The 24,174-nt window shown below is 67.7% G+C and carries 28 protein-coding genes and 1 pseudogene; 14 read left to right on the forward strand and 15 right to left on the reverse strand.

Going from position 1 to position 24,174, the window contains the following annotated elements; all coding sequences use genetic code 11:
* Positions 1 to 10: 10 nt before the first annotated feature.
* Entirely contained in the window at positions 11 to 166 is a 156-nt protein-coding gene (locus LCY71_RS19285) for a rubrerythrin-like domain-containing protein (RefSeq protein WP_225336520.1), read from the reverse strand.
* Between the two features lie 319 nt (positions 167 to 485).
* Between LCY71_RS19285 and LCY71_RS19290 the strand changes: the two genes are divergently transcribed.
* The 3 genes from LCY71_RS19290 to LCY71_RS19300 all read left to right on the forward strand — a co-directional run bounded on the left by LCY71_RS19290 (position 486) and on the right by LCY71_RS19300 (position 2,395).
* The gene (locus LCY71_RS19290) at positions 486 to 1,067 is read left to right on the forward strand and encodes a flavodoxin domain-containing protein (protein WP_225336521.1); all 582 of its coding nucleotides are present in this window, start codon (positions 486 to 488) and stop codon (positions 1,065 to 1,067) included.
* A complete protein-coding gene (locus tag LCY71_RS19295; RefSeq protein ID WP_225336522.1) occupies positions 1,064 to 1,879 on the forward strand; it encodes a hypothetical protein in 816 nt (271 codons plus the stop codon). Before LCY71_RS19290 ends, LCY71_RS19295 begins: the two co-directional genes overlap by 4 nt.
* Before the next feature lie 111 nt (positions 1,880 to 1,990).
* Positions 1,991 to 2,395: a DUF7522 family protein gene (locus LCY71_RS19300; protein WP_225336523.1), complete on the forward strand. Its 405-nt coding sequence runs from the start codon at positions 1,991 to 1,993 to the stop codon at positions 2,393 to 2,395.
* Positions 2,396 to 2,506: 111 nt separating this feature from the next.
* Here LCY71_RS19300 and LCY71_RS19305 read toward each other — a convergent pair whose 3' ends face one another.
* From LCY71_RS19305 to tnpA, 3 genes are all read right to left on the reverse strand, one after another.
* Positions 2,507 to 2,890: a DUF8147 domain-containing protein gene (locus LCY71_RS19305; protein WP_225336524.1), complete on the reverse strand. Its 384-nt coding sequence runs from the start codon at positions 2,888 to 2,890 to the stop codon at positions 2,507 to 2,509.
* Positions 2,891 to 3,243: 353 nt separating this feature from the next.
* Positions 3,244 to 4,482, reverse strand: coding sequence for an RNA-guided endonuclease InsQ/TnpB family protein (locus LCY71_RS19310; protein WP_225336525.1), 1,239 nt, complete (start codon positions 4,480 to 4,482; stop codon positions 3,244 to 3,246).
* The gene (gene tnpA, locus LCY71_RS19315; protein ID WP_225336526.1) at positions 4,479 to 4,868 is read right to left on the reverse strand and encodes an IS200/IS605 family transposase; all 390 of its coding nucleotides are present in this window, start codon (positions 4,866 to 4,868) and stop codon (positions 4,479 to 4,481) included. The genes LCY71_RS19310 and tnpA overlap by 4 nt, the downstream gene beginning before the upstream one ends.
* A 139-nt stretch (positions 4,869 to 5,007) precedes the next feature.
* On the opposite strand from tnpA, the pseudogene LCY71_RS19320 reads away from it, so the two are divergent.
* A pseudogene (locus tag LCY71_RS19320) lies at positions 5,008 to 5,361 on the forward strand (hypothetical protein); the annotation flags it as partial.
* A 40-nt stretch (positions 5,362 to 5,401) separates the two neighbouring features.
* On the opposite strand, the gene LCY71_RS19325 reads toward LCY71_RS19320, so the two are convergent.
* Positions 5,402 to 5,782, reverse strand: a complete 381-nt coding sequence (locus LCY71_RS19325) for a putative zinc-binding protein (RefSeq protein ID WP_225336527.1) — start codon at positions 5,780 to 5,782, stop codon at positions 5,402 to 5,404.
* Positions 5,783 to 5,851: 69 nt separating this feature from the next.
* On the opposite strand from LCY71_RS19325, the gene LCY71_RS21555 reads away from it, so the two are divergent.
* Positions 5,852 to 5,986: a hypothetical protein gene (locus LCY71_RS21555; RefSeq protein WP_263654388.1), complete on the forward strand. Its 135-nt coding sequence runs from the start codon at positions 5,852 to 5,854 to the stop codon at positions 5,984 to 5,986.
* 15 nt (positions 5,987 to 6,001) lie between these two features.
* Here LCY71_RS21555 and LCY71_RS19330 read toward each other — a convergent pair whose 3' ends face one another.
* From LCY71_RS19330 to LCY71_RS19340, 3 genes are all read right to left on the reverse strand, one after another.
* The gene (locus LCY71_RS19330) at positions 6,002 to 6,664 is read right to left on the reverse strand and encodes a helix-turn-helix domain-containing protein (RefSeq protein WP_225336528.1); all 663 of its coding nucleotides are present in this window, start codon (positions 6,662 to 6,664) and stop codon (positions 6,002 to 6,004) included.
* 186 nt (positions 6,665 to 6,850) lie between these two features.
* Positions 6,851 to 7,156 carry a cupin domain-containing protein gene (locus LCY71_RS19335; RefSeq protein ID WP_225336529.1) on the reverse strand — a complete coding sequence of 102 codons (306 nt, stop codon included), beginning with the start codon at positions 7,154 to 7,156 and terminating at the stop codon, positions 6,851 to 6,853.
* A 142-nt stretch (positions 7,157 to 7,298) separates the two neighbouring features.
* Positions 7,299 to 7,778 (reverse strand): redoxin domain-containing protein, encoded by a 480-nt coding sequence (locus LCY71_RS19340; protein WP_225336530.1) that lies wholly within the window; start codon positions 7,776 to 7,778, stop codon positions 7,299 to 7,301.
* Between the two features lie 214 nt (positions 7,779 to 7,992).
* Here LCY71_RS19340 and sufB point away from each other — a divergent pair, with 214 nt between their 5' ends.
* Positions 7,993 to 9,423, forward strand: a complete 1,431-nt coding sequence (gene sufB, locus LCY71_RS19345; protein ID WP_225336531.1) for a Fe-S cluster assembly protein SufB — start codon at positions 7,993 to 7,995, stop codon at positions 9,421 to 9,423.
* Between the two features lie 87 nt (positions 9,424 to 9,510).
* Here the strand turns inward: sufB and LCY71_RS19350 are convergent, their stop codons facing one another.
* Together LCY71_RS19350 and LCY71_RS19355 are read right to left on the reverse strand one after the other, a co-directional pair.
* Positions 9,511 to 9,828, reverse strand: a complete 318-nt coding sequence (locus tag LCY71_RS19350; protein ID WP_225336532.1) for a CGCGG family putative rSAM-modified RiPP protein — start codon at positions 9,826 to 9,828, stop codon at positions 9,511 to 9,513.
* A gap of 204 nt (positions 9,829 to 10,032) precedes the next feature.
* Positions 10,033 to 10,497 carry a metal-dependent transcriptional regulator gene (locus LCY71_RS19355; protein ID WP_225336533.1) on the reverse strand — a complete coding sequence of 155 codons (465 nt, stop codon included), beginning with the start codon at positions 10,495 to 10,497 and terminating at the stop codon, positions 10,033 to 10,035.
* 148 nt (positions 10,498 to 10,645) lie between these two features.
* On the opposite strand from LCY71_RS19355, the gene LCY71_RS19360 reads away from it, so the two are divergent.
* Complete coding sequence (locus LCY71_RS19360; protein ID WP_225336534.1) at positions 10,646 to 11,509, forward strand: hypothetical protein; 864 nt, start codon at positions 10,646 to 10,648, stop codon at positions 11,507 to 11,509.
* 44 nt (positions 11,510 to 11,553) lie between these two features.
* Here LCY71_RS19360 and LCY71_RS19365 read toward each other — a convergent pair whose 3' ends face one another.
* The 4 genes from LCY71_RS19365 to LCY71_RS19380 form a co-directional block, all read right to left on the reverse strand.
* Positions 11,554 to 12,654, reverse strand: a complete 1,101-nt coding sequence (locus LCY71_RS19365) for a DUF2249 domain-containing protein (protein ID WP_225336535.1) — start codon at positions 12,652 to 12,654, stop codon at positions 11,554 to 11,556.
* A gap of 125 nt (positions 12,655 to 12,779) precedes the next feature.
* On the reverse strand, positions 12,780 to 14,021 hold the full coding sequence (locus LCY71_RS19370) for a tellurite resistance/C4-dicarboxylate transporter family protein (protein ID WP_225336536.1): 1,242 nt from the start codon (positions 14,019 to 14,021) through the stop codon (positions 12,780 to 12,782).
* Between the two features lie 90 nt (positions 14,022 to 14,111).
* Positions 14,112 to 14,396 (reverse strand): sulfurtransferase TusA family protein, encoded by a 285-nt coding sequence (locus LCY71_RS19375; RefSeq protein WP_225336537.1) that lies wholly within the window; start codon positions 14,394 to 14,396, stop codon positions 14,112 to 14,114.
* Complete coding sequence (locus LCY71_RS19380) at positions 14,389 to 15,399, reverse strand: hypothetical protein (RefSeq protein WP_225336538.1); 1,011 nt, start codon at positions 15,397 to 15,399, stop codon at positions 14,389 to 14,391. Before LCY71_RS19380 ends, LCY71_RS19375 begins: the two co-directional genes overlap by 8 nt.
* A 200-nt stretch (positions 15,400 to 15,599) precedes the next feature.
* On the opposite strand from LCY71_RS19380, the gene LCY71_RS19385 reads away from it, so the two are divergent.
* The 3 genes from LCY71_RS19385 to LCY71_RS19395 all read left to right on the forward strand — a co-directional run bounded on the left by LCY71_RS19385 (position 15,600) and on the right by LCY71_RS19395 (position 17,617).
* The gene (locus LCY71_RS19385; protein WP_225336539.1) at positions 15,600 to 15,908 is read left to right on the forward strand and encodes a CGCGG family putative rSAM-modified RiPP protein; all 309 of its coding nucleotides are present in this window, start codon (positions 15,600 to 15,602) and stop codon (positions 15,906 to 15,908) included.
* Positions 15,909 to 16,012: 104 nt separating this feature from the next.
* Positions 16,013 to 16,711, forward strand: a complete 699-nt coding sequence (locus LCY71_RS19390) for a DUF7998 family protein (RefSeq protein WP_225336540.1) — start codon at positions 16,013 to 16,015, stop codon at positions 16,709 to 16,711.
* A gap of 9 nt (positions 16,712 to 16,720) precedes the next feature.
* Positions 16,721 to 17,617 (forward strand): hypothetical protein, encoded by an 897-nt coding sequence (locus LCY71_RS19395; protein ID WP_225336541.1) that lies wholly within the window; start codon positions 16,721 to 16,723, stop codon positions 17,615 to 17,617.
* Positions 17,618 to 17,697: 80 nt separating this feature from the next.
* On the opposite strand, the gene LCY71_RS19400 is transcribed toward LCY71_RS19395, so the two are convergent.
* Positions 17,698 to 18,387, reverse strand: a complete 690-nt coding sequence (locus tag LCY71_RS19400) for a helix-turn-helix domain-containing protein (protein ID WP_225336542.1) — start codon at positions 18,385 to 18,387, stop codon at positions 17,698 to 17,700.
* Positions 18,388 to 18,512: 125 nt separating this feature from the next.
* Between LCY71_RS19400 and LCY71_RS19405 the strand changes: the two genes are divergently transcribed.
* The 4 genes from LCY71_RS19405 (at position 18,513) to LCY71_RS19420 (ending at position 24,168) form a co-directional block, all read left to right on the forward strand.
* A complete protein-coding gene (locus LCY71_RS19405) occupies positions 18,513 to 19,895 on the forward strand; it encodes a cytochrome P450 (RefSeq protein WP_225336543.1) in 1,383 nt (460 codons plus the stop codon).
* A gap of 238 nt (positions 19,896 to 20,133) precedes the next feature.
* Positions 20,134 to 20,958, forward strand: a complete 825-nt coding sequence (locus tag LCY71_RS19410; RefSeq protein ID WP_225336544.1) for a DUF7847 domain-containing protein — start codon at positions 20,134 to 20,136, stop codon at positions 20,956 to 20,958.
* Positions 20,959 to 21,239: 281 nt separating this feature from the next.
* Positions 21,240 to 21,794: a DoxX family protein gene (locus tag LCY71_RS19415; RefSeq protein ID WP_225336545.1), complete on the forward strand. Its 555-nt coding sequence runs from the start codon at positions 21,240 to 21,242 to the stop codon at positions 21,792 to 21,794.
* 316 nt (positions 21,795 to 22,110) lie between these two features.
* The gene (locus tag LCY71_RS19420) at positions 22,111 to 24,168 is read left to right on the forward strand and encodes a heavy metal translocating P-type ATPase (RefSeq protein WP_225336624.1); all 2,058 of its coding nucleotides are present in this window, start codon (positions 22,111 to 22,113) and stop codon (positions 24,166 to 24,168) included.
* The last annotated feature ends 6 nt before the right edge of the window (positions 24,169 to 24,174 follow it).

Genomic DNA, 24,174 nt, shown 5'->3' on the forward strand with positions numbered 1-24,174 from the left:
AACGGACGGGTTACTCGAGCGACTTCGCCCGGTTCTGATACTCGCCGCCGCATTCACAGGAGCCGGGATGGGACTTCGCCTCGACGATGTTGCCGCACTGCAGGCACTCGTACTTGGACGTGGATGTCGGATCGTTCTCCCGCTCGATGTCTTGGCCGTGGGGCATACATGTTGACTTGCGGCCCCGACGTTAAATATTAATCGTAAGGGGAATATAAGGGCGTTTAATCACCACTTCCGCACAGAGAACGATCTCCATAGGCGAGGATCTGGGACCAGCCGCGGTGTCTCCCCGCACGCTGATGGTCTGAACTGTTCGACTGACGATGCGATCGAAACTCGACCGCTCTGGATGCCTCTCTCGACCGGGAATCGTCCCGAAATATTCCTGGTTCGCTTCGGTTCCACGCCGGATCGATGCAGGTCTCCACTGTCTCCGCTGACCCGGGCTGTCCTTTAACGTGTTGAGAAAACAACTAGTATCTATGGTTTCGTTCCTGGTGTACTACGGGACCGGCGAGGGACAGACCGCGGCGATCGCAGACCGTATCGTCGACGCCCTGGTCGACCGGGGCCACGACGCGACGGCCGTCGACGCCGACGAAGCACCGGCCGACCTGGCCGTGGACGACTACGACGCCGTGCTCGTGGGCGCGTCGATACACGCGGGCGAGCACCAGCCGGCGGTCCGGGAGTTCGCGAGCGCCAACAACGAGGCCCTCGCCGCGCGACCGACGGCCTTCTTTCAGGTGTCCATGTCGTCGGCGACCGAGGAAGGCGAGGCGCAGGCGGCGGGCTACGTCGAGGCGTTCGTCGACGACACCGGCTGGCACCCCGATCGGATCGGGCTGTTCGGCGGCGCGCTGCGGTTCTCCGAGTTCGGCTTCCTGAAGCGGCTGCTGATCAAACAGGTCGCCAAGCGGAACGTACCCGACCTCGACACCTCCCGGGACGCGGAGTTCACGGACTGGGCGGAAGTCGACGACTTCACGAACGACGTCGCCGCGTTCGTGGAGGGGCGACTTGGCGTTCCGGTCCCTGCCGACGGGGCGGACGACGCCGAATGAGCAGCCCTCGCGAGCGATTCCCGCAGCGGTACGTCTTCAGTTCGCTGGCGACAATCGTCCTGACTGTCGCGGCGACGGTCGTCGGCCTGTTCGTTCCGGGATTCTACCGCGACGCGCCCGTACTCCTGCCACAGGTCTACGGCCAGGACCTCCTGACGCTCGCCGTCGCCGTCCCGGCGTTTGCCGTCTCGCTCTTCTATGCGACGCGCGGCTCGCTGCGGGCCTACGTCGCCTGGCTCGGGTTGACCGGCTACCTGCTCTACACCTACGCCTCGTACTCGTTCATGACCGCGTTCAACGAACTGTATCTGGTGTACACGACGCTGCTGTGGCTGACGCTGTTCACGTTCGTCGGCGGGACGGTCCGGTTGGACGCCGCGGCGCTGAAGCGCGCGGTCGGCGATACGTCGGTCGGGGTGTACGTCGCCTTCCAGGTGCTGCTCGCCCTCCTCGTTTCGCTCCTCTGGCTGTCTGAAATCCTCCCGGCCACGCTCTCGGGGACGACGCCGCCGAGCGTCGCCGAGGCGGGACTCCCAACGTCGGTCATCTTCTCGCTCGACCTCGGGGTGATCGTCCCGGCGTTCGTGCTCTCTGCGCAGCTGCTTCGGAAGCGTCGCCCGTGGGGGTACGCGTTCACCGCAGTCCTCCTCGTGAAGATCGCGACGCTCGGTGGCGCCGTGCTGGCGATGGCCTGGTTCATGGTCCGAGACGGACAGTCGGTACCGCTCCCGCAGATCGCGATCTTCGGAACGCTGACCGCTCTGAGTCTGCTCCTGACGGTCCGGTTTCTCCGATCGATCCCGGCAGAGTGATCAGGTACCGCAGCCCCCAGGTCAGCAGGCGAGTCGACGCGGAGCCTGTCACGTCGGATCGCGAGGAAACCCACCAGAAACATTCAGCGTAGTAACGTTTTCGGCACGGGTATGGTATGGCAAACCGAACCGGGAGCCATGCCCAGCACCCACCTCTCGGAGGAACACGAGGACGAACTGATCAGCGCGGCCCGCACGGCAGTCGGGGACGAACTGCGCAGCATCGCCTACTTCACCGAGGACGCGGTCGATCAGATCTACCTCCGCGAGGACCTGGAACAGGGCGCCGACCTCGTCGGGTTCGCCGACAACGAGCGGCTCGGTTTCCGGTCTCAGCAGGCCTACACCGATACCGAACTGGGTGACTACCAGTTCACCATCCGCGTCTTCGACCACGGGTACCTGACCCGGGTCATCGCCGCCGACCACGGCGTCTGGATCACGACCGACGAGATGGCCATCGACCGCTTCGAGGAACTCGCGAGCGCGCTCGGCGCTCTCCTCCGGGAATTCTGATCCCTACCCGGCCGGGCCGTCGCGGTCGACCGACGCTGCAGTCTGTCGGACCGTTGCAACTATTCACGCATCGAGTGGCGCTTCGGGTGGCCTTCGAGCGTGTCATCGCGTTCACTCTCTGCTATCGGTCGCGGCCGTCGCAGCCGAACCGGAACTCCTGAGGTACGTCGCCGCGGCGACGACGATGCCGACCGCACCGGCGACGAACAGCGAGAGGACGGTCCCGACGACGGTCGACGCGAGGATCGCGACGGCGAGGAAGGCCACGCCGAATCCGCCGGCCGAGCGGGCGATCCGCCGCCGTTCGGGCGACTCGTCGCCGAGGCCGAGCGCGACTGCCACAGTGACCGCGACGCCGGCGAGCAGGCCCGCCGGAAGCCCCACGAGGAGCGAGAACGCTATCCGCGACGCCGCGAGTTCGGTCACGACGACGCCGACCACCAGAAACGCGGTGACGCCCGCGGCGAGCGCCGCCAGAGCGCGTGGCACGTCCATACCGTGGCGATTCGTCAGGTACCGGCATATAGCTGTCTCCCGCTCTCTTCTCGGACGCGTCTCCGGGAGTACGACGCCTGCACCGCTGGATTTCACTCGCCAGTGGCGCAGCCACTGGCACATGGAGACGTTCGTCGAAGGGAACCTCGACTACCACGCGGAGACGCAGGGCGTCCTCCCGGAGCGGCTCGAATCGTTCGGCGAGACCTACCGGGAGCAGGGACATCTCACTCGCGACCAGCTGTACGAGATCGCCTACGAGTCCTCGACCCGCAGCGCCTTTGACCTCCTCCCGCGCTTGAAGACGCGGGAATCCCACTATGGGATTTCAGGCCGGGCGCGGCCCTGTGGTTTCAAGACGCATACGTTCCACGCGTCTCTTGCTGGGTTGCACCATCGGCGTGGCTGTCTTGTGGCGCGGTCAAACACGCCCCATCCTCAGCCGAGTCATCGTCGGTCTCGTGTTCTCTGGACCGACTCTCTCCGCTGAGGTAGCGGTCCGCGATGTTTATCGCCCCGTTCACGTCTGCCTGGTATTCGCCCATCCAGCAGCCGTCGTTCGTGCATTTGAACGTCGCCTGCTTCGGACGATACCCCACTTCACCACACGCGTGGCACTCTTTCGAGGTGTTACGCGGATTCACCGTCTCGACGGGAATTCCCGTCTCGACGGCCTTGTACCGTATCTGCGCGTGGAGTTTGGCGAACGCCCAGCCGTGAAGACGACGGTTCATGTACTCACCGTAGTCCATCGACTCCCGAATGTAGGTCAGGTCTTCCAGAACCAACACTGGGTTCGGGACAGACTCGGCGTGCTCGACGACGTCGCGGGTGACACGGTGGAACACGTCGTCGATGTGGTTCCACAGGGCGTCGCCGAACGACTCGGCGATACGGTCGCTGCCGCGTTCTTGGAGCCGTCGCGTGGCGGTGAAGTAGGTCTTGCGGAGCCGACGAACGGTCTTGCCCTCGTCGGCCCATAGTTCGGGACGGGTCGGAGAACCGTTCTCGTCGCGGTGACACACCGTGACGAGAGACGCTTCCCCGATATCGACTCCGATCGGCGTCCGTGCGTCGTCGGCCACCCCGGAACAGTCCTCCACGTCGCGGGTGGCGGTGACGTGGAGATACCACGTCTCATCCCGCTGGAAGAGCCGACGCTCACCCATCTCCGCGTCGCCAGCGTTCACGGCTTCTAACCACTCCCGTTGGTCGGGGTTCGGTTGTGCTGGCAGCCAGAGGTGGTAGTCCTCGTGGTGCGGAATCTTGACGTACCACTCGATAGCGTTCTGGGGGTTGTGATCGAGCCGGAGCCCCTCGTTGGTGAACCGAACTGGGTGGTCGTCGTGTAGCTCATCTGCATTGTACGTCGTCGTCAACTGCGGGACGTACTTCTTGAGGGCGTTTTTCGCGTACCCCGATAGGTCGTAGTTGACCACCACGTCGTTCGCTTCGGTTTGAGTGGTGCAACCAGCCTCGAACGCATCGGCGAGGGCCTGCTGGTAGGCGTCGCGCGTCTCTTGGAGTTTCCGCCGTTTATGCGCGTTCGGGTCGACCAGCTTCAACTCCAGCGTCTTGGTGAGCTCGGTCATTGCTCGCCCTCTTCGTGACGCTGGATGTAGTCCTGAACCGTCTCACTGGACACGTGGCCTGCCGTCCCTGCGTAGTAGCCCCGCGCCCAGCGAATCTTTTCGTCTTCGGTGTCGGCGTAGCGGTGGTTGTACTTCCGTGAGGAAATCCCCTTGAACCAGTTGGCGAGAAGCGACGGGGCGTGTTTCGGCGGGCTACTGACGAAGAGGTGAACGTGGTCGGGTTGAACGGTCAGGTCGAGTATCTTGACACCCTTGTCGTCGGCAATCTCGTGGAGGATGTCTCGCACACGGTCTGCGACCTCCCCGGAGAGTACCGAGGTACGGTACTTCGGCAACCACACTATGTGGTAGTTGAGAGTGTAGGTCGCGTGCCGTGTGGTCTTCATCCGTGTTGTGCACTATTGGACTTGAGACCTTAATTCCACCAGTAGAACCGTTGGAAATCCAGTCGTGGCGTCGTCGATAGAAGTAGAGGCTGTTGTCCGCTTGACCCCCGCCTAAAGACGGGGTATGTGCTCGCTACTGTATCACGTGGAGCGCAACCCCGCGGACCGTTGCCGGGAGGTCACCCGCAACGTCCGCAGGGTCGACGGCGACTTCTCGAAGATCCAGCTGCTGACCGGGCTGTCCGGATTCAAGGCCCCGACGGCCTCCTGCGTGCTGGCGGCGCTTTCCGGCGAGCGACACGCCGTCGTCGACACGCGGGTGTGGGCCTCGCTCGAACGGAAGGGGTACCTCGAGGGTCGGAAGGAGAGCTTCGACGCCGCCGACTACGTCGCGATGATCGAGCCGATCCGCGACATCGCCGCGGAGACCGGCTACTCGGCGGTCGAAGTCGGCTACGCGCTGTTCGCGTACGACGACAGAGTTCGGACGGGACGCTGCACTGATCGCCAGGCAGCGACGCTGGCACCTCCGCTCAGGCGGTCGGCGCTAGTTCCTCGATCTCCCCGAGGAGGTCCCCGTACAGCTCTTCGGCCTGCTCGTCGTCGTAGTCGGCGTGGTACTCCTTCGGGACGCCGCGCTTCGCCAGGTTGACGTGCCGGTCCGGCGTCACGTCGTGCCCTTCGAGGCTCTTCCGGGCGCACTCCAGCGGACAGCCGTCGATGACGAGCGTCGGCCGTCCCGACGTGGCGGTGTCCACCAGCGGCGGGACGTCGCCGCCGACGCCGGCGATACAGGACATCTCCGCCTCGCGCTCGCGGTCCAGCCGCACGGCGAGGTCGTTTGCCATCTGTGCGGCGCTCGAACAACCGGAACACGAGTACACGAGCGGCAGCTCCTCGTAGTCGTCGGTCATCGGATCCCCGTTCAGAGCCGTCTCGCCAAAGGGTTGTCCCGAACGCCGTTCGTCTCGGCGCAGTCCGTCGTGAGTGGTCAACTGCTGCGGCGGGACCGGACGCTCGCCGCGGCCTGTGTCGACGCGGGCCCGGCCGTCGACGAGGGACGGGAGCGGCACGTCCTCTTCGCCGAGGTCGAACGGCGAACCGGAGCGTCCGCCTGAGCGGGTCCGGCGCCGTCAGTCGGAGGGCGCCGTCGTCCCGGCCGGCACCGAGCGCTCGTCGGCCAGGTAGTCTTTCAGGACCCGCTCCTCCGCGCGGTGGAGGATCTCGCTGCAGGTGGACTTGGCGACGTCGAGGTCGTCGGCGAGGTCGACGAGGGTGGTCCGCCGCGGCGTGTCGTAGTAGCCGCGGTCGATCGCTTCTTCGATCACCCACCGCTGGCGGTCGGTCAGCAGCGGATCCGACTCGACGTCCTGCTGGATCCGCTCGACGGTGTAGGCGATGCCGAGCCGGTCGAGCGTCTCCCCGAGCGAGGAGAGCGTCTCGCTGGGGACCGTCAGCTCGAGGCGCAACTCGCCGTCGCGGACCTCGATGGGCATCTCGATCGGCACGCCGGAGTCCTGCAGCGAACTCAGGAGCAGCGGCACGGTCGTCTCGATCTGCACCCGGCACGCCGCCTCGCCCGTCCCGAGGACCGTCAGGTCCGTCACCGCGTCGTAGGATCGGATCTCATCGCAGACCGCCGCGGCCTCGTTGCCGTCGATCTCGATCCTGGCGACGCCGGTCGCGGCGTTCGCGGTGGCCGCCAGGACGCGGAACGTCGTCTCGGGGTGCGCGCCGGACACCTCGCTGATCCAGACCGATTCGGGAACCGTGATCGTGAGTTCTGCGTAGGGCATGGATGTGTCGTCGATCGCCCGGGCGCGCGACCGCGCCGGACCGGATCGCTTCACGCCCACGTTTTAGGCCTTCCTAAAAGTATGTTGGTGTGAACGTGTTCGGGCGGCGTTGAAGTGCGTCGACCGAACGGGGGCGACCGGGTACGTGCTGGACGCGCCGTGACACCGGCGGCCGTCCGCCTTCAGTCAGCCGTCCGAACGCGGCGCGAGGACGAGCAACGCTGTGCTGTCCTCGGTCGCGCGCGGGGAGATCTGCTGGTCGCCGTCGAAGCGGGCGACGTCGCCGGCCGCTACCTTGTGGGTCTCGTCGCCGAGCTGCAGTTCGAGCGCCCCCTCGATCAGGTAGAGGACGATCTCGCGGTCGGGATGGTCGTGCGCCGGCACGTCCTCGCCCTCGGCGAGCGTGAGCCTGACGGTTTTCGGCTCGGCGTCGGGGAAGGGGTTCGCGTGCGGTTCCCCCTCCAGATCGTCGAGCGAGCGAACCTCGCTCATGCGGCACCCTCCAGTCGGTCGGGCTCGGATCGAGAGCAAAGCTCTGGGTACATACACTGACACTGTTCGGCGCCGCGGTCAAGGAGGTTTGGTCGAACGGACGGGCGCCCGAGGCGGCCCTGGAGGTCCGGGACGGCGTCGGCTACGCGTCCTCGACCGCGTCCAGCAGTTCGTCGTAGTCGGGTTCGTTCGTCGGGTCGTCGGAGACCCAGCGGTACGTGACGGTTCCGTTCTCGTCGATGACGAACACCGCGCGGTTGGCGACGCCGTGCAGGCCGAGGTCGGTGATGTCTATCTCGAGGCCGTACGCCTCGATCGCGTTCCGATCCATGTCGCTGACCAGGTCGAACTCGATGCCGTGCTCCTCCCGGAACGCCCCCTGCGAGAACGCCGAGTCCGCGCTCACGCCGAGGACTGTCGCCCCTGCGTCCTCGAACTCGCCGAGGCGATCCTGGAGCGCGACCATCTCGTTGGTACACGGCGGCGTGAACGCGCCCGGGAAGAACGCGAGCACGACCGGCCCGTCGCCGAGGCGCTCCTCGAGGTCGAACGACTCGTGATCGCTCGTCCCGAGCGTCGCGCTGAACGTCGGTGCGGTGTCGCCCGTTTCGATGTCGGACATTACGCCGGAGTAGGTCCCCTCGGCATAAAAAATGTACACCGAACGAAAATTACTGGCCGGCGTCAGGTGATCCCGGCCGCGGTATCGCCGGCGGGACGAGCGCGGGGCCGGACGGGCGCTCACCCGAAGCGGTTCGGACGAACTGTCTGGTGGGTGGGGCTCGACGCTCCGGACGACGGATCGACGCGGAGTACGTAGCGACCGTGACCAAATCATGAGCTCAGACGACGAGTCGTTCGAGGGTATCGATTTCGAGGACCGGTTCGAATCGAGAAACGAGCAGCGCGCCGCCGTCACGTCGGGCGAGGGCCTCACCGAGGAGACCGTCCGGCTCATCTCCGCGGAGAAGGGCGAGCCCGAGTGGATGCTACAGCGCCGGCTCCGCTCTCTGGAGGTGTTCCGGGAGCTGCCGATGCCGACCGACTGGCCCGGCCAGCCGGACCTCTCGGGGATCGACCTCGACGAGATCGTCCCGTACCTCCGGCCGGACGTGGAGACCGAGGACAGCGTCGACTCCTGGGAGGACCTCCCCGAGGAGATCCGGGACACCTTCGACAAACTGGGGATCCCCGAGGCCGAGAAGGAGGCGCTGTCCGGCGCGGGCGCGCAGTACGAGTCCGAGGTCGTCTACCAGCACACGAAAGAGCAGTGGGAGGAGAAGGGCGTCGTCTTCTGCGACATGGACGAGGCCGTCCGTGAGCACGAGGAGATCGTCAAGGAGCACTTCATGACGGAGTGCGTGCCACCGACGGACAACAAGTTCGCCGCGCTGCACGGCGCAGTCTGGTCGGGCGGCTCGTTCGTGTACGTCCCCGAGGGAGTCACCGTCGAGATGCCGCTGCAGGCGTACTTCCGGATGAACTCTGAGGGGATGGGCCAGTTCGAACACAAGATCGTCGTCGCCGAGCCCGACTCGGAGGTCCACCTCATCGAGGGCTGCTCCGCGCCGCACTACGGCAGCCACAACCTCCACAGCGGCTGCGTCGAGGTGTTCGTCGGCGAGGGCGCGCACGTCCAGTACTCGACGGTGCAGAACTGGTCGAAGAACACGTACAACCTCAACACCAAGCGCGCCATCGTCGAGGCGGACGGCACGATGGAGTGGGTCTCCGGGTCGATGGGATCCAGAGCTACCATGCTGTACCCGGCGTCGGTGCTGAAGGGCCCCGGCGCGACGGACAATCACGTCACCATCGCCTTCGCCGGCGAGGGCCAGGACATCGACACCGGCGCGAAGGTCTACCACAACGCGCCCGACACGAAGTCGACCATCGAGTCCAAGTCCGTCTCCAAGGACGGCGGCCGCACCAACTACCGCGGCCTCGTCCACGTCTCCGACGGCGCCGAGGACTCCTCGACGTCGGTCGAGTGCGACGCGCTGATGTTCGACAGCGAGTCGACGTCGGACACCATGCCGTACATGGAGATCCAGGAGAACCAGGTGGACGTCGCCCACGAGGCGACCGTCGGCAAGATCGGCGACGAGGACGTCTTCTACCTCCAGAGCCGCGGCCTGGACGACGACGACGCCAAGCAGATGATCGTCGCCGGCTTCATCGAGCCGATCACCGAGGAACTGCCCATCGAGTACGCCGTCGAGCTCAACCGCCTCATCGAACTCGAGATGGACGGCAGCCTGGGATGACCGTACGGCGCTAATCACCAGTGTTCCCGAACCGGAAAGTTACCGGGGAGGAAGGCGTCGCGAGGCCGGACCGCTCGGCCGTGACGGTCAGACGTGGACCCTCGTAACGTGCCCGCCACAGCCGCACTGTTCGACGTACTCCCAGTCGGCGTCCTCGTCGAGCTCGGCGTCCAGTTCCTCGAAGAGGTACTCCGATGGGTGGCCGTGGTCCCCGTGGGTGACGAGGTTGACGTGGTTGCCCGCCGCCGTGTGTTCGACTGCTTCGATCGCCTGACGGAGCACTAGCTCCCGGTCGTCGCCGTGTTTCGGCTTTTCGAGATTGGCGGACCAGGAGTTGTCGTGAACGTGGTCGGTTACGGGTTCGGCGTCGTGGTCGTCATCGTGGTCGTGCGGAGTACTCGACATCGTTGCGGTGCTCTACGCCTTCGGCGGTGATAAAGAGCGAGGAGCAGTCCCGCGCCTTCGAGCGAGCGATGGAGTCGAGACGATGTGCGGCAATTCACCGACTCCGCTATTTCCGGCTCTTCCGCAGAGCCCGATTCTCATTCCGATTACTTCCGATATATTTATCAGAATTATAGCAAATAGACGTCTGCACGCCACTCTGCGTCAGGCGGAGCACTCGTCGCCCTCGCCGGCGGACTCGGGGCACAGTCCGAGACACGACCCGCCGACGAGGTCCCGGAGGTTCGACAGGCCGTCGCTCGGCAGCGCGAAGGCGACGTCGAAGGCCGTCCGGTCGTCGATCGCGGCGTCGAGCTCGGACTCGAAGAACGTCGAGACGACGCAGAACTGCCAGGCGACGCGCTCGGCGACCGTCGTCCCGCGGTCGGTGAGCCGCACGCCCTGGTAACTCTCGTAGTCTACCAGTCCGCGGTCGGCGAGCCTGGCGACCATCTCCGAGGCGCTGGCGGGCGTCACGTCCAGGTGCTCCCGGAGTTCTCCGGTCGTGACGCGCTCGCCGTCGGGCTCCGACAGCACGGCGACCGCGAAGAGGTATCGCGCCGCTCCCCGCTCGACGTCGGACGCGGCGGACCGAGGCGTCGCCGACGTGCGCGTTCGGCTCTCTGACATAGGCCACAGTCTGTCATCGGCGAGGGAAAGCGTCCCCCCGAATCCCTTCGCGTCGGATCGGGCGACCCGCGGGACGGCCCGTCGGTGATCCGACCGGCCGAACATCTACGGGCCTCCCTCTTAGTTTAGGCTCACCTAAATCGAATCGATGAGCGAGAGCGAGAACGAGAGCCGCTTTCCGCCCGGGCAAGCGATATCGGCGCGTGCCCTCAAGCCACGGATCGTCTTCGGACTGCTCGTGGTCGCCTCGATCGGCGGCGTCTGGGTCGCGCGGTTCGGCGCTCCGATCACAGCGCGAGCGGTCACGTGGCTGGTCGCGGTGACGACCGGTGCGCTCGTCGGCGGTCTCTACTGGCGGCTGCGACTGTTCGACGGGTCCGCCTTCGACGACGCGGCCGACGCCCGACGCGTGGACGCTCGCTGGCGGCGGGTCGAGACGGCCGCCGTCGCGGCGTTCACCGTCGCCGGCGTGGCCTCCCTCGCCACGAACGACGCGTCGCGGGCCGTCGGCACCGGGGCGATCGGGGTCGGACTCGTCGCCGCCCCGCTGCTGTGGCTCGGCCTCCGACGGCCGCGGCCCGACTGGGAGCGAGACCGGCAGCCGGTCCTCCGGACGGGACTGTTCGCGGCCGCGCTCGTCGCCCTGGCGGGGTTCGCCTGGCTGGAGACGGGCACGACGGCGACCGACTGGCTCGTCCGGCTCGTCCACGTCGGCGCCTTCGCCCTGTGGGTCGGCGGCGCGGTCTGGCACAACTTCGTTGTCCTTCCGACGGCGCGCACCCGCCCCGACGCCGCGGCGACGCTGAAGTCACAGGCGAAAGCGTTCCGCCGACACCTCCCCGCGGTCGTCGTCCTGCTGCTCGCGACCGGGACCTACCAGACCGTCCGGCTCGTCGGATTCTCGTTGTCGGCGCTCGCCGCGTCGCCGGTCGGGCCCTTCGTCGGACTGAAAGTGCTCGTGCTGGTCGCGCTGACCGGCCTCGTGGCCGTCGGCGTCGTCCGCGGGTCCTGACGCATCCGAGATCCACGGGGCCCACAGCGGTCGATCCGCTGCGCTCAGAACGGCGCGTCGTGCTCGCCGCAGGAGTGGCCGCCGGTCGAGCCGACGGACGCGTCGGCGGTCGCGCCCTCCGCCTTGCCGATCAGGACGCGGAACTCGCCGGGCTCTTTCCGGCGGTACTCCCAGCGGAACGCGTCGCCGGCCTCGGCCTCGAACTGGTGGTACAGCGGCTTCGGATCGTGGTCGTTGACCAGCACGAACCCCTCGCCGAGGTTCAGGTCGGCGTAGGCGGCGAAGATCTGCTCGTGGCGCTGTGCGGGCGGGCGCTCCCGGACGTCGAGTTCCTGGGTGACCTCGACGGCCCCGTCGTCCGGTGACGCGGTGGTCTCGTCCGCGGCCGACGCCGCTCCTCCGTCGTCGTCGGCCGACGCAGCTTCCGCCGCCGCCAGCTTCGTGACGTGGACGCGACAGCGGCCCTGCTCGTGCTCGACGACCTGCCACTCGAAGGCGTCGCCGTACCGCTGGCGGAACTCCTGCTGGAGCGGCCGCGGCTCGTGCGGGGCGATCAGCTCCATCGTCCCGTCCTCGGGGAGCATCCCGTACCGGTGGTGGATCGTCGGGTGGCGCTCCTGCTTGGGGATGTCGCGGACGTCGAACCGCGTGACGACGTCCCGATCGCCGGCCGTCGACTCTCCCGTCTTGCCGACCTCGACGCGCCAGCCGTCGCCGCCGCGGCTCCGGTACTCCCAGTGGATCACTTCGCCGTGCATCGATCGGAGTTCGTGGTACAGCGGCTTGGGGTCGTGGTCGTTGACCAGCACGAACCCCTCGTCGGGCTCGAGCTGGTCGAACGCCGACAGCAGCGCCTCGTGGCGCCGCTGGGGCTTCAGGTCCCGCACGTCGATCGACGGGAACGCGTCGTCCCCGAGGGGTTCGCCCGCGACCACGTGGTGCTCACGGGGCTCCGCGTCCGGGTCGGCGTGCTCCCACTCCAGGTCGCGCTCGTGTTCGATCTGGTGTCTGAGCAGATCGGCGTCGACGTCTCGGTCGGCCACGACGTCGAACTCCTCGCCAGCGTCGGCCGCCGACAGCGCGTCGAACAGGCGCTCTCGGTGGTCGCTCTCCGGCGTCTCCCGCAGGTCGATCTCGGTAGTCATCTCCGTACCCGTGTACGACCGAGAGCACACGGATGGGTCCTGCGTCGAATCGGTTCGTCACGGTACCCAAAAGGTGGGAACGGCCGATCGCCGGCGGTCCGGACGTCCCCGGACTGTCGCCGTCGCTACGGCGACCGGGATCCGGGCCCGCCGGTCGCCGCGGGTGCTGCGCCGGCGATAGCTCGCCCCGCTGCGCGGACCATGCCGACGAAGGTCAGCCCCCAGACGAACAGCGCGAACCAGCCCCAGTATGCGGGGACGATTCCGAGCGGGCTGAACGTGTGCACGCCGGCCAGGTTGACCGTACAGGCCGTGTACATCCCCATCGGGAAGACCCGTCCCCAGGCGCCAGGGCTGTACGCGTTGCGGCGCCGGCCGAAGGCGAGCCGCGCCCAGGGGACCGCGATCACCCACGCCGGTGGCCGCCCGTCGTCTGCAGTGAGGAAGCTCCAGACGTCGATGGCGAGCAGCAGCGGGATCCACCACGACGCGATGGCCCACGCGAGGAACGTGATCCCCAGCGTGATCTCGACGTACGGTTCCCACGCCGGGAACGCCGACAGGCGCGGGCCGAGCGTGGCCCCCGCCAGCGTCGTGATCGCCGCGGCGCCCATCGTGATCCAGTACGGCCCGGTCCAGTCGCTGGGGCGGACGGCCCCGTCCAGCAGGCGGTAGGTCACGACGGTGACGACGACGAAGTAGAGGACGAAGCCGGACCCCCAGTACCCCATGCTCAACAGGACGACCTCGTCGACGTAGGTCGACAGCGAGTCTGCGAGCAGCGCTCCGAGGACGGCCAGCGACTGCATGCAGACGATCGCGAGCAGGAAGGCGCCGTCGACGCGCTCGCGAGCGGCCGACTCCCGCGGCCCGACGATCTCGACGGCGAACAGGTAGTACAGGAGGACCGGCGTGGCGACGACGGTGGTCGACCAGAGGATCGCCGCCGCCGTGACCTCGTCGAAGAAGAGGACGAGCTGCGTCCCGACGGTGTTCGTCGCGACGACGAACGTCAGCGTCCCCCAGTGGCGCTTGCTGTTCCGGAGATCGGCGAGGACGGTGCCGGGGAAGCGGGCCGTCTTCGCCCCGAAGAGTGCGACCAGCAGGGCGTAACAGCCGACGTTGAACACCGACAGCGGCAGTGCGACCGCCTCGACGCCCAGTCCCCGGAAGGCGATGGAGACGATGCCCGTCGACATGGCGAGCCCGAAGTAGGCGGGGTCGAGCGTCCGGAGCGCGTCGGCGAGGCTGTCGACGGCGCTCGACCCGGATCCAGCCGCCTCGTCGTGGCCAGCCGTCTCGTCGTGACCCGTCGCCTCGTCTGGGCTCGTCGGGTCGCGGTCCGGGCCGGCGTCGTCCTCGACCATCTCGGCTCGTCCCCCGTTGTCCCCGCCAGTCGCAAGAGGCTGACGTTCGCCGCTGTCTGGAGCCGCGACGGCTGGTCCGGCCCGCCGCGCTCACTGGCCGTGGATCTCGAGGTACGTCGCGTACTCCGTCCGGAGGAACCGGCCGCGCTCGCTCTCGATGGCGAGCAGTTCGTGGGCGGTCTGCTCGGCCAGTCGCGGGTACTCCCGCTTCGCCCGCCTGTCAGTGCTCCTGACGACCAGCACCGCGCCGTCGGGGAGGTCCTCGAGCGCGCGCTGGACGCGGGCGATGCCGCTGGCACAGCCCCGGCCGCGGTTGTCGACGGTCATGTCCGGTTCGACGTCGGGCGCCTCGTCGGGGACCGCGCTGTCAGTCATCGCCCGTCACCTCCCCGTCGCCGACCGGCCCGTCGTCCGTCGCTGGGCCGCCGTCCGTCCCGGGTCCGCCGAGGTCGTCCAGTTCGCAGACCCCCTCGATGGGGGAGCAGGCCCGCCACATCGGGCAGAGCTCGAAAATGACTATCAGCAGGCCCACGAACCCGACCTTCGCCAGGACGGCGAGACCGACGGCGCTGTCGAGGTACGTCCCGGGAGCCGTTCCGAGCCCGTCGACCGCCTGGTAGAGGCCCGTCAGGAAGATCGCGGGGAAGACGAACCGGACGGCCCAGCGGAACCGCTCCAGTTGCTCGCCGGCCGCGCGGACGACCGCCACGGTCGGCCGCTTCTGCCCGGTCGGCACCGCGACGAAGATGTTCCAGACGGCCCCGCCGAGCCACACCGCGAACGCGAGGAGGTGCAGCGTGCGGACGACGGCGGCGACGGGATCGAACCCCCGCGTCGCCACCTCTGCGACGGCCGTCGCGGCGACCAGCGCGAGCGCGAGAGCGAGTGCGCCGATGCCGCTCGGGCTCCGGAACTGGGCTTCGACGGGGCCGCTGCGGACCGTCGTCGCGGTCCCGACCGCGACGAACGACGCCAGCAGCGCACCGAAGCCGTACGCGGGCGGCGTCGGTCCGAACGCCGCGACGTAGTCGCCGAGGACGACGACCCCGCTCGCGGTCAGGACGGCCAGCGCGCCCAGCGCGATCCGGTCGAACCGTTCGTACATCTCGGCGCAGTAGTCGGCGGCGTCGGTCCCCAGATCCGCCGGCCGGACGAAGAGGTGCTTCCAGACCAGCCCGCCGGTGAGAACGCCCAGCGCGACAAAGTACTCCCACTTCGCGACGGTGAGTCCCGGGCCGCCGCCCTCGAGGCGCGTGGTCACCCACGTCCCGACGAGCGACACCGCGAGGATGACGGTCAGGGCGACCCTGGGAAGCGTGTACCTGTCGAACAGCGCGTCCGTCTCCGCGCCGGCCGTCCGATTGCGGGACTCTGGCATGGCGAGTGGGTTCCCTCGGAAGCGGATTGCGCGGGCCGAAACTAAGCCGGCGGGGCGGATATATTCGCCCGAGTCCTCTCGGGTCTCCGCACGGTACCACCACCTATGGAGGCAGTCGATCCGCACTGTGACGCCGCTGACGACCGCGTTCGACCGTCGAGAGCGGACCACGGACGGTCAGCGCGGGAGGTGACTGATCGGTGACCTCGAACGCGTACGCCGGGCGCGAACCGGTGACGCGGACGGCCCACGACCGGCCCTGGACCGTCGACCTCGAGTCGGAGGACCACGCCGCCGACCGGCGACTGACCATCGACGAGGCCGTCGACGCCGTCGAACAGACGCGGGCCGGGCGACACGTCGACCTCGTCACGCACGAGCGCCACGGCCACCCTTCGACGTACCTCTACCGGCCGTTGCGGGCCGTCGACCGCCGCGTCGAACTCTCCGACGAGGGGCGCTGTTCGTGCGGAGGGTACGTGACGCGCGTCCGCGTCGACCCGAAGTAGCCGAGGAGCGTAGGGCCCGTTGATACTCCCGCACGCCGACACTTGAACTGGGGCTCGGAGATGTACGGCGACGGAGTCGAGGTCCCGGGCGTCCGAGTACGCACATGGTCGGATTCAGTTCCCCGTTCGGCGGCGGCCGCGAGGACGGCGACGACCTCTTCGACGAGTACGACGAGTTCGTTCCCGCGAACGTCCCGGACCCGGGCCGGTTCCTCGAGGGCCACGACGTGCTCGCCGGCGACGAGCACCTCGACTTTCACGACCTGACGCGGGAGATCTTCGAGGAGCGGAGCGTCTACGACATGACCTTCGGGTACAACCTCGCGAGGTTGAACCTCGACGTGCGCCACCGCGACGCCGGCTACCGGTACGCCTACGAGCAAAGCTCATCGAGCCCTGGCTCACAGGCTCGCCAGGACGCCGTCGAAACGGGCTCCGACGCGTACGCGCCCGGCGACGCGAGTGACGACGTCGCGGTCCTCCGGGCGGAGTTCACGCCGACGACCCCGTTCTGTCCACAGAGCGACACGCTGACCGTGGGATCGTTCCGGGCGTGGAACGGGCTGGCCGACCGCCACGGCTACGACCTGGTCCGCGTCCGCGTCGCCGAGATGCACCACCGGGCCGACGGGATCAACGAGCGGCTGGCGGACCTGGAGGCGTCGTTCCGCGAGACGGGTAGCGTCGAGGGCGACAGCGAGGCCGACGGCGAGACCGGGGGGCCGCAGCGCGGGGGCAACGGCGGCTGCTCGCAGGGTACCGGCGGATCCACGCGAGGCTACGGCGCCGACGCGCCGTTCTGAGTGGTCGCGATGAGCGAGACCGACCCGGCCGACGGGGAGGCGACGACCGTCGAATGGCGACGGCTGTCGCCGGACGCGGTCGCCTCGCCAGTCGTCCGCCGGCTCCCCTACCTCGAGGTGAAACTCGAGCATCCGGAACTGGAGCCGACCGCTCACGGGGGCCGCTTCGTCCCGGACGCGGTTCCCTACGAGCTCGACGGGACCCGGCGGGTCTTCTACTGGCGGTCCGCGCTGGCCCCGTCGTCCGCAGCGCCGAGCGACTGGGAACTGGCGTGTGCGAGTACACACGAACTCGTCGGCGTCGACGCCCTCCCGTCGGACGGGCCGGCGCTCGTCACCGAGGAGGCGGACGGCACGACGCTGGTCGTCGACGGCACGGTCGGCGGCGACGCGACGACCGTCCGGGTGCGGTCGTACGCGACGCCCAACGTCGCCGTCACCGACTGGTCGGAGTCGGGGATCGAACTGACGGTCGCGGGCTCCGACTACGAGCTATCGGCCGGGGAGCGCCACCGGCTCTCCCTCCCCGAACGGCACGTCGAACCGCTTGACGGGGACCGCGACTCGGTGACGGTCACGCCGGAACTCGTCGTCCGGTACCCCGGCCGGCGCGAACTCCATCATCCGGCCCGGGGCGCTGGGTGCCGGCTGTTCCCGTCGTTCGGCCTCGACCTCGACGGGGTCCCGAATCCGCTCGCGGTCCCGACCGCCGCGGGCGAACTCGACCGCGCGTCCCTGGCGGCGGACCTCGGGGTAGACCTGTCGGGGCGGCCGTACCCCGAACGGGTGCTCTGGCAGGCGTTCGCGTACGCGGCCTTCGATCCGCACGCCGACGCGACGCCGTCGGTGTCGCAACTGGAGAGCGGGCGCGTCGTGGTCCGCCCGGGGCGCCCACGGAGGGGGTGAGTCCCCTCGCGGGCGTGTCGGCGGAGAGCCGACCGCGGGACGAGGCGTCCGGTCGCCGACGTTCCGACCTGGGCGACTGACTATCGCGCGGACCCGTCGGGTGGTCGTTGGGCGTACGCAGTCATCACGCGGCGTTCGATCCGCTGGAGGCGATCGCTCACGGTACCCGGAGTGATGCCCAGACGATCGGCGAGAGCGCTCTGTGTCGTCTCTCGGGGGACCTCGTAGTATCCGGCTTCGATCGCGAGGTCGAGCAGTGCCGCTTGCGTCTCTGTCAGCAACGGCGACGCGTCGTTTCCCGCCCGCACCTGTCCGATTCGGAGGAGCGAGAGCTCGGAGACGTCGGGGATGTCGGCGATCGCCTGCTGGATGCCCTCGTCCGTTCCGACGATCGTGATTCTGGACTCCGTCTCGGGTCCCATCTGTCGGTGCTCGATCGGCCAGTCGAGGACGACGTCGTTGTCGTAGAGGATCGTGAGCAGCTCACCGACGGGACCGGCGCTCCGATAGTGCGCGTAGACGATGCCTCGCTCGTCGGTACCCGCTACGTCGTACCGGAGGACCCGGTCGCTCTCCGCGAGGAGGTCCCGTGCGACGTCGAGGTCGCCGCGCAGGTCGGCCAGCCCGACGTACTGCTCGTTCTCGACCGGGCCGAGGTATCGGGTCGCCACGATCGAGACCGCCGACGACCGATCGAACTGGTCGAACACCGAACTGTGTATCGCCCCGGAGAGCGAGAGCGTGGCGGAGCGGAGGGCGGTAGTGCTCATGATGCACGGAGTGGACGAGCGATAATCAATGTCACCTATCCATCAGCATTGCCGACGGACTGGTATAAAGGATTCTAGTATGCTGGAGGAAGACCCCAACTGAACGACCGCCGTATACGGATTCGATGAGCGAGGAACTCCCCGCCAGCGAGTTGCCGCCCGGTCCCTCGGGACTACCGATCGTCGGGGCGACGCCGCAGTCGATCCTCGGCGGCCTCGAGTTCCGAGAACGGATGGCCGACGAGTACGGCGACGTCGTCCACTGGGAGGGGCTCGACGGCCACAATTACCAGCTCAACCACCCGGCGGACGTCGAGCACGTGCTGGTCCACAACAACGGGAACTACGTGAAGGGCGACCGGTTCCAGCGCGTGCTCGGCCCGCTGCTCGGCAACGGCATTCTCAACAGCGAGGGCGAGGAGTGGCGACGCAACCGCCACCTCGTCCAGCCCGCGTTCCACCCCGACCGGATCGAGGTGTACGCCGAGATGATGACGGCGCTGACCGAGGACATGCTCGACGACTGGCGGGACGGAGAACGGCGGTCCATCCACGAGGACATGATGGAACTGACCCTCCGGATCGTCTCGCGGGCGCTGTTCGGGGTCGACATCGATCGGTACGTCAACGACATCGGGACCGCGCTCGACAGCTTCCTCCCGGCGACGACCAGCCTTCCGAACATCGTGCTACCGGACGACGTGCCCCTGCCGTCCCGGCGGCGGATGGACCGCGCCCGGGAGACCCTCGAAGAGGTGGTCGACGACATCATCCGGCGGAAGCGCGCGGAACCCGGCGAGAACGACGTCGTCTCGATGTTGCTCGCCGCGCGCGAGGACGAGGGCGTGTCCCTGTCGGACGAACAGATCCGGGACGAGGCGATCACGATCATCCTGGCGGGCCACGAGACCACCGCGGTCTCGCTGACGTACACCACCTACCTCCTCGCCCAGCACCCGGAGGTCGAGTCGAAGTTCGTGGCCGAACTCGACTCGGTGCTCGACGGTCGACGCCCGACCATGGCCGACCTCCCCGATCTCACCTACACCGAGCAGATCGTCACGGAGTCGATGCGCCTCTTTCCGCCGGTGCCGGGCATCGTCCGCGAGGCCAGCGGGCCGGACGAGATCGGCGGCTACCCGATCCCCGCCGGCGCGCGGATATTCATGAACCAGTGGGTCGTCCACCGGGACTCCCGGTGGTACGACGACCCGCTCGCCTTCGAACCCGAACGCTGGACGCCAGAGCTCGAACAGTCGCTCCCCAAACTCGCGTACTTCCCGTTCAGCGCGGGTCCACGCCGGTGTATCGGCGACCGGTTCGCGATGCTCGAAGCCCGACTCCTGCTCGCGACGATCTACCAGGACTACCACCTCGAACTGGCCTCCGACAGGAACCTGGAGGTGGTTCCGACGATCACCTCACGGCCCAGCGAGGACGTTTCGATGGTCGTCCACGAACGCACGGGCGACGGCGCTTCCGGGATGGACGAGTATAGTAGAAATTGAACGCACTGACACACTCGAGGGGCACCCGGGGTGTCCCTCGATGTGTAAATAGTTTCAATTTCTACTATAGCCCGGCGTCTCGAAACCGACCGGTGCGGTCGCGGCCGATTCCGAACGCCTCCGGATCGCTGCTCGACCGCTTCCGGGTGATTCCCGCACTCGCGTTCGCCCTCGTGGCGTTCCACTGGACCGCTTCGACCCACTATCTTTAATACGAAATTGGAATTGATATTTCCGCATGGCCGTCATCGATGCCCTCCGGCGAACGCCCTCCGCCCTCGCGCGAAATCCGATCCTCGTGGTCGTCTTCGGCCTCTTCGCCCTCGTCCAGGCGCCGCAGTTGCTCGCACAGGCGGTGAGCCCAGTCGTGGCGGGCCTGCTCTCGCTGGCGCTCACCGGCGTGCTGCTCCTCGTGACCCCATTCGTCCAGGCCGGCACGATGCAGATGGCCGACGACGCGCTCGACGGGCGCACGTCCCTCAGGACGTTCGTCGCCGCCGGGAAAGAGCACTACCTCTCCGTGCTCGGCGCGTACCTCGTCGTCTTCGGCGTGAGTTTCGTCCTCGGGGCCGTCGGGTTCGTCGTGGCCATCTTCGGCGGAATCGCGCTCGGCGCGGGGGGCGGGGCGAGCACCGGAAGCCTGATCGGACTGGGTCTCGTCGTCGGCGTGATCCTCCTCGCGTACCTCGCGTTCGCCTTCCTCGTCCAGTTCTACGCGCAGGAGATCGTCCTCAACGGGGCGTCGGCCATCGAGAGCCTCAGGCAGAGTGCCGGACTCGTCCGCCGAAACGTCCTCAGCACGGCCGGTTACTTCGTCGTCGTCATGGGCGGCAGTCTCGTCGTCGGCGGCGGAATCGGCGTAGCCTCCACGTTCCTCCTCCCCGCCGGGACGCAGGCGAGCGCGGCGACGCCACCGCTCTCGGCGGTGTTGCTCTACACCGTCGTGTACGTCGTCGGCATCGCTCTCCTGGGGAGCCTCTTCGCCGTCTATGCGGTGGCGTTCTGGCGCGAACTCCGGAGCGACGCGAGCGGGCGCGGTTCGGCCGACGGACTCGCGGCGTAGGGACGTCCGACGCGGCCGTCTCGCCCCTCGCTGCCGGTTGCGCGTGGCCTGCTCAGTTCCGTTCGAGTGGTTCCGGGGCTAACCACCGCCTCGACGACACCCCGGTTCGAGAGACGTGGGTTTTCGACGGCATCGACGGAGGGTCCGGGCCCCGGTGGCCGATCGCGGGCGTACCCGTCGGGGGACCAAGAGGCGTTCTGTCGGCACTGCCGCGTTTCGTTCGCTCTGTCGCCCCCTGCAGTGAGTACCTTTATGAATCTGATGAGTGTCTATAGTGTATCATGTCATCCCGAGAGGTCCAGCTGCAAAGCACGGTGTTCGGATTCACGGCGAACGGTCGCCTCCACACGCTGAGCGTCTGGTTCATACTTGCCCTCCGACTGATGATGGGAATCGCGTTCCTGCAGAGCGGCGCCGACAAGGTCCTCTCTGGAAGTTTCAGTGCCGCGGGCTACCTGCAGAACGCACCGCCCGCGAACGGCAGTCCGGTTGCGGACCTCTTCGTCGCGATGGGGTCGACGCCGGCGTTCGTGGACTTCGTGAACGTCGCCGTTCCGTGGGGGGAAGTCCTCATCGGCCTCGGCCTCATCGTCGGCTGTCTCACGCGACTCGCGGCGTTCTGGGGCGCGTTCATGATGCTCATGTTCTATCTCGGGAACTGGGACATCAGTCACGGCTACATCAACGGCGACTTCGCGTACATGCTCGTGTTCCTGTCGGTCGCCGCGTTCGGCGCCGGCCGCATCCTCGGTCTCGACGCCTACATCGAGCAGTACGACGTCGGCGGCGAGGCGCTCGTCGACCGCTACCCGTGGACGCGGTACCTCCTCGGATAACGGGTGCGCTGCGATGGCACCGGCGCGTGCGAGCCCGTTTAGCGTGCGGAACGACTCACGTCACCGTTCACGTTGAAGCCCATCCGGTGCGAATCGACCAGTAATGGCCGATCCTCCATCGAACGACGGCACCGACCCTCCGCGTCACGACGGTGATGCCCACGGTAGCCACGACGGACCGCACGGGGAGTCGCGGACCGAGCAGTCCCTCCTCGAAGACGGGACCGAACCGCGTCCGCCCCACGAAGCGGGGCACGACGGACACGGTCACCACGACGAACACGGCCACGACGGCGGACACGACGGCCACGGCGGGATGCACGAGGGCCACGAGCAGCTGTTTCGCCGGCGCTTTTTCGTCTCGACGCTCCTGTCGATCCCCGTCCTCCTGTACAGCGAGACGCTGCAGGAATGGCTCGGGTTCTCCGTTCCGGCGTTTCCGGGCAGCGAGTGGATCAACCCGGTTTTCGCAGTAGTCGTCTTCGCCTACGGCGGGGTTCCGTTCCTCCGGATGGCGGCGCCGGAACTGAAAGACCGGTCGCCGGGAATGATGACGCTCATCTCGATGGCCGTCTCCGTTGCGTTCGTCTACAGCCTCGCGAGCGTGTTCTTCCCGACGGAGTCGGCGTTCTTCTGGGAGCTCGTGACGCTGATCGACATCATGCTGCTCGGGCACTGGATCGAGATGCGTTCGGTGCGGCGGGCCTCGAGCGCTGTCGACGAACTGGCGAAGCTGATGCCTGACACCGCCGAGCGGGTCACCGACGACGGGGAGACCGAGGAGGTCTCCGTGAGTGAGCTCTCCGAGGGCGATCTCGTCCTCGTCCGGCCGGGCGCGAGCGTTCCGGCCGACGGCGTCGTCGAGGAGGGCGATTCCGACGTCAACGAGTCGATGATCACCGGCGAGTCGAAACCGGTCTCGAAAGAACCCGACGACGAGGTCATCGGCGGGACGATCAACGGCGACGGGAGTCTCCGCGTGCGGGTCGGTGCGACGGGCGAGGAGACGGCGCTCGCGGGGATCATGCGACTGGTCGAAGACGCCCAGCAGAGCAAGTCCCAGACCCAGGTGTTGGCGGACCGCGCCGCCGGCTGGCTGTTCTACGTCGCCGTCGCGGCGGCGGGCCTGACGGCAATCGCGTGGACGATCGCGGTGTCGTTCAACGCGACGGTCGTCGAGCGGGTCGTCACGGTGCTCGTCATCGCCTGCCCGCACGCGCTCGGACTCGCGATCCCGCTGGTCGTCGCGATCAACACGTCACTCGCGGCTCGCAACGGTATGCTCGTCCGTGACCGCATCGCGATGGAAGAGTCGCGGAACCTCGACGCAATCATCTTCGACAAGACGGGGACGCTCACCGAGGGCGAACACGGCGTCGTCGATATGGCGACCGTCGACGGCGTCGACGAAGACGACGCGCTCGCGCTGGCCGCAGCCGTCGAGGGCGATTCCGAACACATGATCGCTCAGGCCGTCCGCGAGGCCGCCGAAGAGCGAGACCTCACGACTCCTGACGCGACCGACTTCGAGGCGATCAAAGGCAGGGGCGTCCGCGCGAACGTCGACGTCTCCGGCTTCGCCGGAGGCTCGTCGGACGAGTCCGACGGTGGTGACGAGGTGTACGTCGGCGGGCCGAATCTGCTGGCCCAACTCGATAGCGACGTTCCCGGTCACCTCCAGCGCTTCGCCGACGAGGCCGGCCAGAACGCCCAGACCGTGGTGTATCTCGTTCGCGAGGGGGAGCTGGTTGCTGCGTTCGCGATGGCCGACGTAGTCCGCGAGGAGAGTTACCGCGTCGTCGACGCTCTCCACGACCTCGGCGTCGAGGTGGCGATGCTCACCGGCGACTCCCGGGACGTCGCCGACGCCGTCGCCGACGAACTGGGCATCGACACGGTGTTCGCGGAGGTCCTCCCCGGGGACAAGGACGAGACGGTTCAGGAACTCCAGGATCAGGGCAAGCTCGTGGGGATGGTCGGCGACGGCGTGAACGACGCGCCCGCGCTGACGCGGGCCGACGTCGGGATTGCTATCGGGAGTGGCACCGACGTCGCAGTCCAGTCGGCGGACGTCATCCTCGTCCAGAACAACCCGATGGACGTGGTCCGTCTCGTCAAACTGAGCAAGGCGAGCTACCGGAAGATGCAGGAGAACATCGTCTGGGCTGCCGGCTACAACGTCTTTGCCCTGCCACTGGCCGCGGGCGTCCTCGCGCCCATCGGCATCCTCCTCTCGCCGGCCGTCGGTGCACTCCTGATGTCCCTGAGCACGGTCATCGTCGCGATCAACGCACAGCTCCTCCGGCGCGTCGACCTCTCGATCCCCGACCTGCCGGAGGTGTCACCGCCCGCCGGCGCACGGTCCGCGAATTGAGCGCCG

Origin of the sequence: Halomicrobium urmianum, from assembly GCF_020217425.1 — an archaeon.
GTDB classification, from domain to species: domain Archaea; phylum Halobacteriota; class Halobacteria; order Halobacteriales; family Haloarculaceae; genus Halomicrobium; species Halomicrobium urmianum.

What these genes read in the sequence shown, in the direction of transcription:
- LCY71_RS19285 (WP_225336520.1), bottom strand. Translation starts at nt 166, where the DNA reads ATGCCCCACGGCCAAGACATCGAGCGGGAGAACGATCCGACATCCACG.
- LCY71_RS19290 (WP_225336521.1), top strand. Translation starts at nt 486, where the DNA reads ATGGTTTCGTTCCTGGTGTACTACGGGACCGGCGAGGGACAGACCGCG.
- LCY71_RS19295 (WP_225336522.1), top strand. Translation starts at nt 1,064, where the DNA reads ATGAGCAGCCCTCGCGAGCGATTCCCGCAGCGGTACGTCTTCAGTTCG.
- LCY71_RS19300 (WP_225336523.1), top strand. Translation starts at nt 1,991, where the DNA reads ATGGTATGGCAAACCGAACCGGGAGCCATGCCCAGCACCCACCTCTCG.
- LCY71_RS19305 (WP_225336524.1), bottom strand. Translation starts at nt 2,890, where the DNA reads ATGGACGTGCCACGCGCTCTGGCGGCGCTCGCCGCGGGCGTCACCGCG.
- LCY71_RS19310 (WP_225336525.1), bottom strand. Translation starts at nt 4,482, where the DNA reads ATGACCGAGCTCACCAAGACGCTGGAGTTGAAGCTGGTCGACCCGAAC.
- tnpA (WP_225336526.1), bottom strand. Translation starts at nt 4,868, where the DNA reads ATGAAGACCACACGGCACGCGACCTACACTCTCAACTACCACATAGTG.
- LCY71_RS19325 (WP_225336527.1), bottom strand. Translation starts at nt 5,782, where the DNA reads ATGACCGACGACTACGAGGAGCTGCCGCTCGTGTACTCGTGTTCCGGT.
- LCY71_RS19330 (WP_225336528.1), bottom strand. Translation starts at nt 6,664, where the DNA reads ATGCCCTACGCAGAACTCACGATCACGGTTCCCGAATCGGTCTGGATC.
- LCY71_RS19335 (WP_225336529.1), bottom strand. Translation starts at nt 7,156, where the DNA reads ATGAGCGAGGTTCGCTCGCTCGACGATCTGGAGGGGGAACCGCACGCG.
- LCY71_RS19340 (WP_225336530.1), bottom strand. Translation starts at nt 7,778, where the DNA reads ATGTCCGACATCGAAACGGGCGACACCGCACCGACGTTCAGCGCGACG.
- sufB (WP_225336531.1), top strand. Translation starts at nt 7,993, where the DNA reads ATGAGCTCAGACGACGAGTCGTTCGAGGGTATCGATTTCGAGGACCGG.
- LCY71_RS19350 (WP_225336532.1), bottom strand. Translation starts at nt 9,828, where the DNA reads ATGTCGAGTACTCCGCACGACCACGATGACGACCACGACGCCGAACCC.
- LCY71_RS19355 (WP_225336533.1), bottom strand. Translation starts at nt 10,497, where the DNA reads ATGTCAGAGAGCCGAACGCGCACGTCGGCGACGCCTCGGTCCGCCGCG.
- LCY71_RS19360 (WP_225336534.1), top strand. Translation starts at nt 10,646, where the DNA reads ATGAGCGAGAGCGAGAACGAGAGCCGCTTTCCGCCCGGGCAAGCGATA.
- LCY71_RS19365 (WP_225336535.1), bottom strand. Translation starts at nt 12,654, where the DNA reads ATGACTACCGAGATCGACCTGCGGGAGACGCCGGAGAGCGACCACCGA.
- LCY71_RS19370 (WP_225336536.1), bottom strand. Translation starts at nt 14,021, where the DNA reads ATGGTCGAGGACGACGCCGGCCCGGACCGCGACCCGACGAGCCCAGAC.
- LCY71_RS19375 (WP_225336537.1), bottom strand. Translation starts at nt 14,396, where the DNA reads ATGACTGACAGCGCGGTCCCCGACGAGGCGCCCGACGTCGAACCGGAC.
- LCY71_RS19380 (WP_225336538.1), bottom strand. Translation starts at nt 15,399, where the DNA reads ATGCCAGAGTCCCGCAATCGGACGGCCGGCGCGGAGACGGACGCGCTG.
- LCY71_RS19390 (WP_225336540.1), top strand. Translation starts at nt 16,013, where the DNA reads ATGGTCGGATTCAGTTCCCCGTTCGGCGGCGGCCGCGAGGACGGCGAC.
- LCY71_RS19395 (WP_225336541.1), top strand. Translation starts at nt 16,721, where the DNA reads ATGAGCGAGACCGACCCGGCCGACGGGGAGGCGACGACCGTCGAATGG.
- LCY71_RS19400 (WP_225336542.1), bottom strand. Translation starts at nt 18,387, where the DNA reads ATGAGCACTACCGCCCTCCGCTCCGCCACGCTCTCGCTCTCCGGGGCG.
- LCY71_RS19405 (WP_225336543.1), top strand. Translation starts at nt 18,513, where the DNA reads ATGAGCGAGGAACTCCCCGCCAGCGAGTTGCCGCCCGGTCCCTCGGGA.
- LCY71_RS19410 (WP_225336544.1), top strand. Translation starts at nt 20,134, where the DNA reads ATGGCCGTCATCGATGCCCTCCGGCGAACGCCCTCCGCCCTCGCGCGA.
- LCY71_RS19415 (WP_225336545.1), top strand. Translation starts at nt 21,240, where the DNA reads ATGTCATCCCGAGAGGTCCAGCTGCAAAGCACGGTGTTCGGATTCACG.
- LCY71_RS19420 (WP_225336624.1), top strand. Translation starts at nt 22,111, where the DNA reads ATGCACGAGGGCCACGAGCAGCTGTTTCGCCGGCGCTTTTTCGTCTCG.